This is a genomic window from Mycobacterium sp. IDUB_39, from assembly GCF_055419205.1.
Genome location: NZ_JBVAXF010000006.1, coordinates 117580 through 130419 on the forward strand (window position 1 = coordinate 117580; position 12840 = coordinate 130419).

The window sequence follows — 12840 nt, forward strand, 5'->3', positions numbered from 1 at the left end:
GCTGGGTTCCTAAGGCTGCGCGCCCGGCCATCGATATGGCTGCGGGGCGTTCCACCGTTCGGAACCAATGCTGGCTCCCCGGGGTCGAGCGATGTCGCTAGCGGTACCGCCGAGCTTCGGGACACCGCCTACGTGCTGTGCCATGGGGCGGAACGGCTGCCTTTGCCGACGGCCCTCGACCGCGCAGCCTGGGCAGTGAACCAATCGCCCCGCGAACCGGGACGGCCACCCGCATCATGAAGGAGACATCTATGCCGCAGGACTTGACCGACGGGGGAACCGGACGGGTTGTGCAGACCAAGAACTGGCAGATCTACTGCAACGAGGCTGGTGCGGGACATCCGATCCTGATGCTGCACGGCAGTGGCCCGGGTGCCACCGGATGGAGCAACTTCAGCCCGAACATCGAGGCGCTGTCCGACAGCTTCCGCGTCATCGCCGCCGACATGCCCGGGTGGGGCCGATCCGACGCAGTCAAACCCGATGAGCGCGATCACGTTGCTGCGGCACTGGAGTTGCTCGACGCACTGGAGATCGAGAAGGCAGCGATCGTCGGCAACTCGATGGGTGGTGGCACTTCGATTCAGTTCGCGGCTAAGCACCCAGACCGGGTATCGCACCTGGTCACGATGGGCGCGCGGGCGCCGGGACCGGCGCTGTTCGGCGCCGACGGGTTGACGGAGGGGCTGAAGATCCTGGTGGCGGGTTACCAGGATCCGTCGCTGGAGACTATGCGCGCACTCGTCGAGGTGATGACCCACGACGCCTCAAATGCCACTGATGAACTGGTCCGGCAACGATCAGAATCGGCCCTGCGTCGCCCGGAGCACCTACATAACTTCCTACTGGCCGGGCTCGCCGGTATCGGCCAGGCCACCGCCGACGAAATTGCCGGCATAGCCGCGCCGGCGCTGATTTTGCACGGCAAAGATGACCGGGTGGTGCCGTGGGAGGGCTCGCTGAAGTTGGTCTCACTCATCCGCGACTCTCGTCTTGTCCTGGTGAACCGTTGCGGTCATTGGCTGCAGCTCGAACATGCTGACGAGTTCAATCGGCTGGTGGCCGACTTCATCGCCAATCGCTGATTTCAATTGCCATAGAAGAGATTACGGATCAACGAGAGAAGGACACGGTATGGCTGACGTTATGGGGCTCGGATACGTGGTCATCGAGGCGACCGACCTAGATGCGTGGGAGGCGTTCGCCTGCGACCTGCTCGGCTTGCAGGCGGTGCTGCGGACCCCGGAACGGTGTCTGTTTCGGCTCGACGAGAGGGCCTGGCGGATCGATGTCCGGCGCGGTGCCGCCGACGCGGTCTCCGTTGTTGGCTGGGAGGTCAGGGGACCTCGCGAACTCGAAGTGCTTGCGACGACGCTGCAGGTCAACGGATACTCCGTCAACCGGGCCGGCATTGACAGTGCGGCCCGCCGCGACGTCAGCGGGCTGATCGAGTTCGACGATCCCGATGGGCATCGAATCGAGCTGTTCTGGGGTATGAAAGAGCCCATCGCTCCGTTCGTCTCACCGACGGGGGCTCGTTTCGTCACAGGCGACTGCGGGTTGGGCCACGTATTTCAAATCGTTCACCAAGGTGGTGCTTTCGCTACGCTCTACCAGGACATTCTTGGGTTCCGACTCAGCGATTTCATCGACTTCGCCCCGGGCGCCAGCGCGACGTTCCTGCATGCCAACGAACGGCATCACTCGTTTGCCTTCGCGGCACTGCCCGGGTTGCCGACCGGTGTCGGACACCTGATGGTGGAAGTCGACGATTTGAACATTGTTGGGCGCGCGTGTGATAGAGCCCGTGACGGTGCCGCGCCCCTCGTGCTGGATTTCGGTAGGCATACCAACGACGAGATGCTGTCTTTCTACGTGAAGACTCCATCGGGGTTCGAGATCGAATACGGCTACGGCGGCAAGTTGGTCCACGATAGGACTTGGACGCCTACCCGATATGACGCGGCCAGCTATTGGGGGCACCGGCACACCGAGCACCGTGATCCCGACATGCCAGATGTATAGGGCGGCAACGACGCAGGGAGATGCAATGGGCTGGTTGAACAATGAGGTCGCACTCGTCACCGGAGGGGGGTCGGGACTGGGGCGCGCCATCGTTGCGCGCTTTATCTCCGAGGGCGCCTCAGTCGGCGTTCTCGAACTGAACGAGGGCAAGGCGCAAGCGCTTGCTGATCGTTTTGGTGAGCGGGTCAGCGTCGTGGTGGGCGACGCGACGAGCTTTGCCGACAACCAGCGAGCGGTTCAGCAGACGGTCGACACTTTTGGGAAGGTGGACACGTTCGTCGGCAACGCCGGACTGTGGGACTTCGGCACGTCGCTGGAAGACCTGCCCGCAGAACGGATATCCGAGGCATTCGATCAAGTCTTCGCGCTGAACGTCAAGGCGTACCTGCTGGGCGCAAAGGCCGCACTACCTGAGCTGCGGGCCACGAAAGGGGGCATCATCTTCACGGTGTCCAATGCCGGGTTCTGGCCAGGTGGAGGAGGTCCGCTCTACACGGCGTCGAAACATGCGGTGGTGGGCCTGGTGAAGCAACTCGCCTACGAGCTGTGCCCCGACATCAGGGTAAATGGTGTGGCAACTGGAGGAATGCCGAGTGATCTGCGGGGCCCACGAGCGTTGCAGCTACAAGACACGGCGTTCGATTCGCTGCCGGTGGATAGGCTCGTCGAGCGGCTATCGCCACTCGAGATCCCGCTGCGCCCAGAAGATTACACCGGTCACTACGTTCTGCTGGCTTCGCGTGCCGACGGGCGGACGGTTACCGGCGCAGTGCACAACTGCGATGGCGGAATGGGCGTCGGAGGACGCCGGCTGGCGGAGGCGGTGCAGTCCGATCTCCTCGGCTCGCGACGCTAGACCACCGTGCGTGTTAGCGCTCCGGTGGCTTTCAACAGCTGCGCTGCGAAGAGCCGCTTGTTGAACCGGGATGTAGGTGCGCTGATCGACAGCGCCGCAACTGCCTCACCGGTGCTCGGCTTGATGATTGGGGCAGCGACACAAGCCAGTCCGGTGCGGCATTCCTCGTACTCGACGGCAACTTCGTCGTCCCGGGCCAGGTATATGTTGCGGACCAACGCATCCGGCGTGTGCAGGGACCTGGGAGTCAGGCGAGGTAGTCGCGCGCTGACGACCTTATCGACTGTTTCGTCAAGCGAACGCGATAAGATCGCCTTTCCCAGGGCGGTGCAGCTGGCCGGATTGCGGCCGCCGACCATCGTCGGGATTGGCGTCGTGCCGTGTCCGTAAATCTTCTCCACATACAGAACCTGGGTACCGTGCAGGACGGCCAGATGCACCGTCTCGAGCGATGCGTGTTGAAGCTCTGCCATGAAAGGAATGGCACGCTCGCGCAGTCCCCTCGGTTCGAGGGACCGCGACCCGAGTTCGAATACCCTCTCCGCCAGACGATAACGGTTGCCGGTCCGCCGCACGAACCCGCGCTGCGCCATGATACTGAGCAGGCGGTGGGCTGTGGACTTTGGAACTCCGGCTCTAGCGGCAACCTCACTGACACCAAGGACGGTTCGTGATCCATCGAACGCACCGAGGACATCGAGGGTGCGACCGACAGCATTGGTGGGGGCTGACCCGGTCTGTGGTTCCTCCGGAGCTGCAAAATCCTCGAGGAGGAGCGCTGGTTGATTCATCGGATCCTGCCTGACTGAAAGTGCTTGAAGTCCGCCGGAAAGTGGTGAAGTATTGTGTTACACAGCATCAGTCATTGCTCCGGATAGTAACGGAACACGATGTCGGCGACGCATGCCGGCTTGTTGAAGCCATCCACCTCGACGACGCAGCGGTAGTGTGCGTCGGATCCGTCGTCGGTGGTGGAATCCACCACTTCGGCCAAGTCGACCGCGAGCCGCACAAGGGAGTTCACCGGCACGGCCTGCGGAAACCTGGCCTTGTTGACTCCATAGTTGAGGCCCATGCGCAGATGGTCAATCAGGAAGATCTCCTGGATCAGGCCACCGATCAGGGCGATTGAGTGGTAACCGTGCGCGATGGTTCCGCCGAACGGGGTTGTCTCAGCCCTCGCCGGATCGACATGAATCCAGTTGTGGTCCCAGGTGTCGTCTGCAAATGAGTTGATCAGCGGTTGGTCGATGGTGACCCATCTGCTGACCCCGATATGTTGGCCAACAAGAGATTTCAGACCTTGTATTCCATTGATGTGGCGCATTCTGCTCTCCTTGATCGATGTGCTGCGGGTCCCGTCAGAAGCGCGAACGCTCGGTCACCGGAACATTGGGGCCCATCGGGCCCCGGTCGAGCCACGCTCCGAAGGAGCTGAACCACGGGGCCAACATTGCGGCCAGTCGTTGGCGGGCTCGAAGCCGCCAGCTTGCGGCCTCCATATGCGTCAATGCGGCTGATGCAGCGTCCCGGTTGGCCAAGCCGGCCCGCCTGCGGTCTTCGGCTACCGTGGTGATCAGATGTCGGGCAGCGTCAGGGTTGGCCAACGCATTCGCGATCGCCTCGACGGTGAGTATTGCGTCCGGTACCCCCGAGTTGAGCCCGCGGCCGCCGCCGAACGGCGGGAAAAGGTGGGCGGCCTCACCGGCTAACACCACTCGGGCGTGCTTGTCTGTGTACGATCTGGCTACCGAACGATTGAATCGGTACGTTGATACCCAAGAGACCTTGTCGGCGTACTTGGCACCGGCCACCGCGCCGATCCATTGAGAACGCAGTGGTTCCTGTATCCACGGCGTGGCATCCTCGCCCGGAAGGCACTCGAGGTCGATTCGCCAACCTCCGCCGAACGGCACCATCAGCACGTTCCGCCCGCCCACGGCGGGATGCCGATAATGGAATGTTCGCGTCAGTTCCAATGGGGCCGTGGGGTCCTCGTCGACATCGGCGATGATGAAATTGGAATCCGAGCGGTCACCATCCAGCTCGATGCCGACTGCACGCCGCACGGCCGACCGAGCCCCGTCCGCCGCCACGACGTACGACGTGCTCACCGAGTTTCCATCGGGCAGCGCGAGTGTTACCCCTGTTGCCGACGACTCCACGCCGGACACCGCCGCATTCCAGTGGAATTCGACACCTTCCTGGAGGCAGCGACTGAGTAGCATTTGCTCGGTATCGCGTTGTGAGATCGAAGCTCCGAACTTTCCCGGTGTAGAGGGGGGGAACTTCTTGAAGTACACCGCTTTTCCGGCGTATGTAGTCCTCAGTGAGTGCCAACTGTTGGACCTATCGACGATCTGCGCGGTAACGCCGGGAGCGATCTGCTCCAGCAGGTCGAGCGTCTCCCGAAAGAGGAACGTGGCTCGGCTTCCGGGACGGATGCGGTCCTCGGGTTCAGCTTCGACAACCAGCACCCGCAGTTGATGATGCCGGGCGGCCAGGGCGGCGGTCAGGCCCACCGGACCGGCCCCGACGACGACCAGTGGGTAGGTTTCAGCGGTCATGCATGGTCTCCTCGCGACTGGTGGTGGCATCATGATTCTCGGCATCCGGCAGGCTGTGGCTGAGCAGCCGGCGAATACCGACGCGGTCGGGTTTTCCGTTGGCCAGCAGCGGGATCCGCTCGACGAGGTGGAATCGCTTGGGAACTTTGAACCCGGACAGTCGTTCCCGCGAGTATGACCGCAGGTCATCCTCGTGCGCGCTGGCATTCTCGGTTGGCGACCATACGGCGTGTGCCGTCTCGCCGTACTCCGGATCTGGCAGTCCAACAACTACCGCCATCGCCACGTCCGGGTGGGATTCGATGACCGATTCGATCTCGAACGGCGACAGGTTGTAGCCACCGGACCGGATCAGCAGCTTCAAGCGCCCGGTTATGACGAGGCTGCCGTCTTCCTCCTGGTGGCCGAGATCTCCGGTGTGGAACCAGCCTTCGGGGTCGATGGCCTCGGCGGTCTTGTCGGGCTTGCCCCAGTACTCGGCCATCATCCCGACTCGCCGCAGTAGTATCTCGCCGTCGCGCTGCTCGCCCGCCACTGGTCGGAATCTGACCTCGATGTCGTCGAGTGGCCGACCCACCGTCGTCATCGCCTGCGCGGGTGACACTCCAGGGTCGGTGAGGGTGATACAGCACATCTCGGACATCCCGTAGGAGGCGCCGATGTCGTCGGAGAATCCCGCCACGGTAGCCACCGTGCGCTCGGGGACTTGGCCCACCCACCAGACCAATTCGAGACTAGAGAGGTTGCGGCGATCGAGATCGTCGAGGGCAACAACGCGATTGAGCATGGTGGGAATGGCTCCCATCCACACCGTTGCACGCTCGCGCTCGATCGCCTCGGCGACCTCAAGGGCGTCGAAGCGCGGAACCTGGATCATCGTGCCGCCACTGAGAATGGCAGCGATCAACTCGTTGCCGATATACCCGATGTGGTCGATGGGCATGTCTGAGACGAGGCGCGGTGCGTGTAAGGGGTTGCGTTGCAGTAGATGCCGGTAGTTGAGCAACGACCGATGTGATAACACAACGCCTTTGGGGCTTCCGGTTGAGCCTGACGTGTACACGATGGCCAGCGGGTCAAACTGGTCGGGTTCTGGTAGGTCCTCGTCCTCATCGTGTCCGACAGACAGGAACGCCTCGAACTCGGGGGATAGCGACCCGTCCACGGTGAGCGACAGCACTAGCGGATGGGCCAGTCGGTGAGCGGCGGCGGCGGCGACCATGTCAGCCGTACGGTCGCCGAGTGCGGGGTCTGACATCACAAACGTCAGGTGCGGCCCCGCGTCCGCGCACACGTAGTCCATGTCGGCACGCTGCAGGCGGGTACCCATTCCGAGGTAGACCGCGCCAAGTTTTGCGCACGCCAACAGCACGATACCGGCCTCCGGTCGGGTCGGGCTGAGGATCCCCACCCGGTCTCCGGCGTTGATGCCGGCGCGCTGCAACGCTCTCGCGCATCGGTCGACTTGTCGAAGGGTGTCGCCCCAGGAGTGGCGGGTAGTGCGGTGTACGACGAACTCCCGCTCGGGGTGTTGCTCCGCCGCTCCGCGGAATGCCCGGTAGACGGTCTGTGCCGGCTGTCTGGATTCGCGTTCGCTCATGGCCGTCCTCTCCTGCGCGTCGAATCGGTAGAACGCCACAGTCGCATCGCGACCGCCAAGGAACATATGTACGGAATCGCCCAAAGATCGGGGGTTCTTCGTATGATCTGTACGTGACGTGCGTGATGACCGTCCCTAAGGTCGAGTCGTGATCTCGCGCTCGCGGTCGGCCGAAGGGCACCTCGACCTGCTTGCCGCCCTTCGCGATGTCGTCGCGGCGCGCGCTCCCGCCGACGTGGAGTCGGCTACGTTGGCTGCGGCCAGGTCCCTACTCGGAGCGGATGCCGCATTCTGGCTTGATCTTGTTGACGGCGCGCTTCGTATGACGGCGATCGCGGGGTTCGCGCAGCCGGAATCGCACGTGCAGTCGATAGTTCCGCCCGGCGCGGGGCTATCGGCGGAGATCGTCGCCGGTGACGTCCCGGTCGCCACCGAGAACTATGGCGCCGATGCGCGTGCCGTCGATACCTTTGCCTCACTGTTCGGCTCCGAGGGCATCATCTCTGCGGCCGGCGCGCCCATTCGGAGCCCCGATGGCGTGGTCGGCGTCCTCTTCGTCTTCACCCGTCACAGCCGGCGCTTCTCGGAGAAGGAACTGCAAGTTCTGGTCTCTATTGCGGGAATCGCGCGGATGCTACGTGAATGGCTCAGGGAGCGCGATGATCTCGCCCTGCACGTTGAACTCGAGCTGCAGCGGGCACGCGCCACCGACCGGCTTCATCGCGCTACCGATGCGCTCACCCTTGCGATGCTGCGTGGCCAGCCACTGGCTTCCGGACTCGAGGCGGCATCCGATGAGCTCGGCGTCCGCATTCATGTAGAAGGATTGCCCAGACCGGGTAAGCCAACAACGCGTGCCGCACTTCCCGAGGATCCGCCTGAGGCTCCAGTGGGCCCCTACGCACGTATTCCTGGGGCCGACCTTGCCGTTCTGCTGGCCGAAGGTGAGTTGCCCGAGGGACATCTGGAATCATTGGCCCGGCTCATCGGCATCGATTTTCATCGCCAGCGCGCCCAGGTCGAGACCGAGATTCGACTCACCGACCAATTCGTACACAGCTTGTTTGCGGGCGACACTCCTGAACTGGAGCGGATTTGGCAGCGCGCCACCCTGCTGGGGATGAACCCTGCCGTGCCGCGCGTCATCGTCAGCTTCGGTCGCGATACCCCCGCAGACCGGGCGCTGTTGGACCGGATCCAGCGTGAGATGCAGTCGCGCACCAGCGGGGGGCAGCTGACCACCTATGACGGCGAGGTGATCCTGTTGTGGCCATTGCCGACCGAGTCTGACGAGCAACAGTTGCGCGGGCACGTCGAATCGATCATCGCAGCGTGCCGACCACAGCGACTGACCGCCGGGATCGGGCCGGCATGCCGAACGGCCGCCGACTATCCGACCGCGGTTCGGGAGGCCATGTTCGCGCGGGCTGTCGCTGTCAACAGCACAGCTGACAAGACGATCGTCACAGTGGCAGAACTCGGCATGTACCGGCTGTTCGCACACGTTGGCGGCATGGATGCGCTGCGATCTGCGGTACTGGAAACGCTTGGTCCCCTGATACAGGCCGACGCACGTGACGGCTCCGACCTGGTGAATACACTGCGGGCGTACCTGGAACGAGACCGGCGCATCGCGGAGACTGCGCGCGCATTGCACCTGCATGTCAACACGCTGCGTTATCGCGTTGACAGGATCGGTCGGATTCTGCGCGCCGACTTTGATGACCCGGAGATCCGCTTCTTCACGCTGCTGGCGTTGAGGCTGCGCGGCGTCGTCGGCTGAAACATCCAACGACTGGTGAGTCGTTCGTCGCTTTCGACCGTCTCTTTCTCGCTGCCCCGCCCGCAGAATTCGAGTGACGGCGGCTGGCCATCTCTCCCCGCAACGGCAGCCGCGCGATATCACCGCCGATGCATACGAGGAAGGTGCTGAGCACGTGCCGGAATTCAAGGACGGGCTGACCGAAACCGCGCTGCCCGATTCCGTGGAGGTCGAGACCGACGTTCTCATCGTCGGGTCGGGCCCGGCGGGAGGGTCGGCCGCACTGATGTTGTCGACGCTCGGCGTCGACAACATCATGATCACGAAGTATCGCTGGACCGCCAACACGCCTAGGGCACACATCACCAATCAACGTGCCATGGAGATATTCCGGGACCTGGGAATCGAGGACCAGGTGCTGGCGGACGCGACCGAGCACGCACTCGTTGGTGACACGGTGTTCTGCACCTCGATCGCCGGTGAGGAGATCGGCCGCATCCGCACCTGGGGCACGCGTCCGGATCGCGAGGCCGATTACCAATTGGCTTCGCCCTGCCTAACGGTCGACATCCCGCAGACGTACCTGGAGCCGATTCTGGTGCGCAACGCCACCATGCGCAGCACTCAGACGAGGTTTTCCACCGAGTACCTTTCCCATACCCAGGACGAGGCCGGAGTTACGGTCGAGGTGCTTGACAGGCTCACCGGCCAGCAGTACGCGATCCGGGCGAAGTATGTGATCGGTGCAGACGGAGCGCGGTCGAAGGTGGCCGCCGATATCGGGCTGCCCTTCGAAGGTGCGATGGACGTCGCCGGCTCGATGAACATCACCTTCAAAGCTGATATCGCCGCCCATGTCGGACATCGTCCGTCGGTCCTGTACTGGGTCGTGCAGCCCGGGGCGAACGTGGGCGGGATCGGCGCGGGACTTGTTCGCATGGTGCGACCGTGGAACGAGTGGCTCATCGTGTGGGGCTACGACATCAACGAGGCGCCACCCGTCGTCGACGATGAAGAGGCCGTCAGGATAGTGCGTCAGTTGCTGGGTATGCCCGACCTGGACGTCGAGATCACCGGAACGAGCCTGTGGGGCAACAACAAGATGTACGCCACGCGTCTCCAGAGCGGCCGGGTCTTCTGTGTCGGTGACGCGGTGCATCGGCATCCGCCGAGCAATGGACTCGGATCCAACACCTCGATCCAGGACAGTTACAACCTGGCGTGGAAACTCGCTGCCGTTCTCAAAGGGGAGGCCGATGAGAGCCTACTCGGTACGTACTCGGTTGAGCGTGCGCCGGTCGCCGAAAGAATCGTCAAGCGTGCCAACAAGTCGAGCCGAGAGTTCGTCGAGATCTTCAAGGCATTGGGTCTTCTGGACGCCAAGGGCGAGGCCGAGATGGCGGCACGAATCGAGGAACGCAAGGACAACACCGCCGACGGCGCAGCGAAGCGTGTTGCACTGGTGGAGGCGATGAACCTCAAGAACTACGAGTTCAATGCTCACGGTGTCGATCTCGGTCAGTTCTACCAGTCTGATGCCGTGATCTCCGACGGCTCGCGACTGCCGACCCCGGTGCGGGACCCAGACCTGTACTACGAAATGTCGACGGTTCCAGGCTCGCACCTGCCGCATGCATGGGTCGGTGACAACACGACCAGGCTAGCGATCATGGATGTGGCGGCGTATACCCAGTGGACGCTGATCACCGGAATTGCCGGTGAGGCGTGGGCCAGCGCAGCGCACACGGTCAGCCACGAACTCGGGATCCGGATCATCCCGGTGGTGATAGGTCCGGGCCGGGACGTGACTGATCTCTACTACGACTGGGCCAGGCTTCGCGAGGTGGAGGAGTCGGGTGCCGTGTTGGTTCGGCCAGACAAGCACATCGCCTGGCGTTCAATGACATTGCCGGATGATCCTGAAGCGGTACTTCGGTCGGTGGTCGCGAAAGTCCTGGGACGCTGCTGATGGGCTTCGTCCATGAAACAAAGTCCCAACGGGTTCGGTTCGGGTCAGGAGAAGGCGGCAAGGGCCTGGCGGAGGAGATCGCCGGCTTGAGCGCTGAGCGGATCATGGTGATCGCGGCGCCGGCGGAGAATCCGCTGGCGGAATCCCTTGTTGGGGCTCTGCCGGTCACGGTCTGGCATGCCGACGTCGCCATGCACGTTCCCCTCGAAGTTGCTGACCATGCACGTAAGGTGGCCGCCGATAGGAGAATTGACGCGCTGGTGTCGATCGGAGGCGGATCCACCACCGGGCTGGCCAAAGCCGTCGCGCTGACCAGCGGGCTGCCAATTGTTGCGGTGCCAACCACCTACTCGGGTTCGGAGGCCACCAACGTGTGGGGCCTTACAGACGGGGCCCGAAAGGTCACCGGCGCCGACGATCGGGTCCTGCCACGTTGCATTGTGTACGACGCGTCGCTCACCCTGACCCTCCCTGCCGGCATCAGCGCGGCCAGCGGCCTCAATGCCCTCGCGCACTGCATGGATTCGATGTGGGCACCTCGGAAGGATCCGATCAACGCGGTGCTGGCGGAGGAGGGAATCCGCGTTCTCAACCTTGGCTTGCCGGCGGTCGTGACTGCGCCCTCTGAGCTGCCGGGGCGTGAACTCGCGCTGCAGGGTGCATATCTGTCCGCGATGGCCTTCGCATCGGCCGGTGCGGGACTGCATCACAAGATTTGCCATGTGCTGGGCGGAATGTTCAATCTGCCCCACGCCCAGACACATGCCGTCGTACTGCCGCACGTGCTTGCCTTCAACACTCCGAATGCGCCCGAGGCAGAACGACGAATTGCCCGGGCGTTTGGCGCTCCATCGGCCAACCAGGGCCTGGCCTCGCTGCGGGCCGCGTTGTCTGCGCCGATGGCATTGCGTGACCTCGGTATGCCCGAAAGCGGCATCGACGAGGCAGTCGACGCTGTGCTGGCCGCCGTGCAGACCACTAATCCGACCCGGCTCACGCGGGAGAACACTGCTGCATTGCTTCGTGCGGCATGGGAAGGAGATCTTGCACGATGACAGGCTTATGCCCGGATACCGATGGCGAACAGGAGCGTCGGGAAGCTGAACTCGTAGGACGGGTGCTCCGGTCGTTTGATGAGTGCGCCGCACCTCGACTCAAGGAACTGATGCAGGCGTTGGTACACCATCTGCACGCGTTGCTCCGTGAGGTCCGGTTGACTGAGGTCGAATGGAGCACCGCAATCGATTTCCTCACCCAGGTCGGTCATATCACCGACGACCGGCGCCAGGAGTTCATCCTGTTGTCCGATGTGCTCGGCGCGTCGATGCAGACCATCACGATCAACAACGAGGCATACCGGAATGTCACCGAAGCGACTGTGTTTGGGCCATTCTTCGTTGAGGGGAGTCCCGAAGTCGGGATCGGTGGGGATATTTCCGGCGGTGCATCCGGCGAACCGTGCTGGGTGGAGGGAACCGTAACCGATGCCGATGGTAACCCGATTCCCCAGGCCAAGATCGAGGTTTGGGAGGCCGACGACGACGGAATGTACGACGTGCAGTATGGCGATGATCGAATGGCAGCCCGAGCGCATCTGTTTAGCGACGCGGATGGCAGCTACGGCTTCTGGGCGGTGACGCCTACGCCGTATCCGATTCCGCACGACGGCCCCGTCGGCAGGATGTTGGAGGCGGTCGGTAGGTCACCGATGCGTGCTTCACATCTGCATTTCATGGTGACCGCACCCGGGTGTCGGCGGTTGGTGACCCATATCTTCGTCCACGGTGACGAATTGCTCGACAAGGATAGTGTTTTCGGCGTGCGAGAAGGGCTGGTGAAGGAATTCCGCCGACAGCCTGCTGGAACCTCGGCGCCGGGAGGCCGGCCAATCGAGGGCACCTGGTCGAGGGTCCGCTTCGACATCGTGCTGGCTCCGGCACAGGTGTGACGGCAACGGTGACGCCGGACTTGCGTCGTCGCTGAAGGCGCAGCGGGTCAGGCTCAAGGGGAGGGTTTCGTGACGAGCGCGCGACGAGCCTGTATTACAGCACCTGTTTCGAT

Annotated in this window: 11 protein-coding genes; 7 read left to right on the top strand and 4 right to left on the bottom strand. The window is 63.2% G+C overall.

All coding sequences use genetic code 11. The annotated features are described in order from the left end of the window. Positions 1 to 251 precede the first annotated feature (251 nt). Genes ACZY0X_RS22445 through hcaB form a run of 3 tightly spaced genes read left to right on the top strand, consistent with a single transcriptional unit; the run spans position 252 to position 2881 of the window. Positions 252 to 1085 (top strand): alpha/beta fold hydrolase, encoded by an 834-nt coding sequence (locus tag ACZY0X_RS22445; RefSeq protein WP_463773555.1) that lies wholly within the window; start codon positions 252 to 254, stop codon positions 1083 to 1085. Further along, positions 1036 to 2025 carry a VOC family protein gene (locus ACZY0X_RS22450; RefSeq protein WP_463773556.1) on the top strand — a complete coding sequence of 330 codons (990 nt, stop codon included), beginning with the start codon at positions 1036 to 1038 and terminating at the stop codon, positions 2023 to 2025. The genes ACZY0X_RS22445 and ACZY0X_RS22450 overlap by 50 nt, the downstream gene beginning before the upstream one ends. 25 nt (positions 2026 to 2050) lie before the next feature. Continuing rightward, entirely contained in the window at positions 2051 to 2881 is an 831-nt protein-coding gene (gene hcaB / locus ACZY0X_RS22455) for a 3-(cis-5,6-dihydroxycyclohexa-1,3-dien-1-yl)propanoate dehydrogenase (RefSeq protein ID WP_463773559.1), read from the top strand. On the opposite strand, the gene ACZY0X_RS22460 is transcribed toward hcaB, so the two are convergent. The 4 genes from ACZY0X_RS22460 to ACZY0X_RS22475 form a co-directional block, all read right to left on the bottom strand. Continuing rightward, on the bottom strand, positions 2878 to 3672 hold the full coding sequence (locus ACZY0X_RS22460; protein ID WP_463773561.1) for an IclR family transcriptional regulator: 795 nt from the start codon (positions 3670 to 3672) through the stop codon (positions 2878 to 2880). The genes hcaB and ACZY0X_RS22460 overlap by 4 nt on opposite strands. Positions 3673 to 3743: 71 nt before the next feature. Then, entirely contained in the window at positions 3744 to 4208 is a 465-nt protein-coding gene (locus ACZY0X_RS22465; protein WP_463773563.1) for a MaoC family dehydratase, read from the bottom strand. A 34-nt stretch (positions 4209 to 4242) separates the two neighbouring features. Continuing rightward, on the bottom strand, positions 4243 to 5481 hold the full coding sequence (locus ACZY0X_RS22470; protein WP_463773564.1) for an FAD-dependent oxidoreductase: 1239 nt from the start codon (positions 5479 to 5481) through the stop codon (positions 4243 to 4245). Then, positions 5438 to 7048, bottom strand: coding sequence for a class I adenylate-forming enzyme family protein (locus ACZY0X_RS22475; protein WP_463773565.1), 1611 nt, complete (start codon positions 7046 to 7048; stop codon positions 5438 to 5440). Before ACZY0X_RS22475 ends, ACZY0X_RS22470 begins: the two co-directional genes overlap by 44 nt. A gap of 235 nt (positions 7049 to 7283) precedes the next feature. Between ACZY0X_RS22475 and ACZY0X_RS22480 the strand changes: the two genes are divergently transcribed. From ACZY0X_RS22480 to ACZY0X_RS22495, 4 genes are all read left to right on the top strand, one after another. Next, the gene (locus tag ACZY0X_RS22480) at positions 7284 to 8831 is read left to right on the top strand and encodes a helix-turn-helix domain-containing protein (protein ID WP_463774080.1); all 1548 of its coding nucleotides are present in this window, start codon (positions 7284 to 7286) and stop codon (positions 8829 to 8831) included. A gap of 154 nt (positions 8832 to 8985) precedes the next feature. Further along, the gene (locus ACZY0X_RS22485; RefSeq protein WP_463773567.1) at positions 8986 to 10779 is read left to right on the top strand and encodes an FAD-dependent oxidoreductase; all 1794 of its coding nucleotides are present in this window, start codon (positions 8986 to 8988) and stop codon (positions 10777 to 10779) included. Then, a complete protein-coding gene (locus ACZY0X_RS22490) occupies positions 10773 to 11834 on the top strand; it encodes a maleylacetate reductase (RefSeq protein ID WP_463774082.1) in 1062 nt (353 codons plus the stop codon). Before ACZY0X_RS22485 ends, ACZY0X_RS22490 begins: the two co-directional genes overlap by 7 nt. Further along, positions 11831 to 12727: a dioxygenase family protein gene (locus tag ACZY0X_RS22495; RefSeq protein WP_463773568.1), complete on the top strand. Its 897-nt coding sequence runs from the start codon at positions 11831 to 11833 to the stop codon at positions 12725 to 12727. Before ACZY0X_RS22490 ends, ACZY0X_RS22495 begins: the two co-directional genes overlap by 4 nt. Positions 12728 to 12840: the final 113 nt, after the last annotated feature.

Bases quoted from the DNA above. Each gene is read 5' to 3' on its own strand.
- ACZY0X_RS22445 (WP_463773555.1), top strand. From the start codon at position 252: ATGCCGCAGGACTTGACCGACGGGGGAACCGGACGGGTTGTGCAGACC.
- ACZY0X_RS22450 (WP_463773556.1), top strand. From the start codon at position 1,036: ATGCTGACGAGTTCAATCGGCTGGTGGCCGACTTCATCGCCAATCGCT.
- hcaB (WP_463773559.1), top strand. From the start codon at position 2,051: ATGGGCTGGTTGAACAATGAGGTCGCACTCGTCACCGGAGGGGGGTCG.
- ACZY0X_RS22460 (WP_463773561.1), bottom strand. From the start codon at position 3,672: ATGAATCAACCAGCGCTCCTCCTCGAGGATTTTGCAGCTCCGGAGGAA.
- ACZY0X_RS22465 (WP_463773563.1), bottom strand. From the start codon at position 4,208: ATGCGCCACATCAATGGAATACAAGGTCTGAAATCTCTTGTTGGCCAA.
- ACZY0X_RS22470 (WP_463773564.1), bottom strand. From the start codon at position 5,481: ATGATGCCACCACCAGTCGCGAGGAGACCATGCATGACCGCTGAAACC.
- ACZY0X_RS22475 (WP_463773565.1), bottom strand. From the start codon at position 7,048: ATGAGCGAACGCGAATCCAGACAGCCGGCACAGACCGTCTACCGGGCA.
- ACZY0X_RS22495 (WP_463773568.1), top strand. From the start codon at position 11,831: ATGACAGGCTTATGCCCGGATACCGATGGCGAACAGGAGCGTCGGGAA.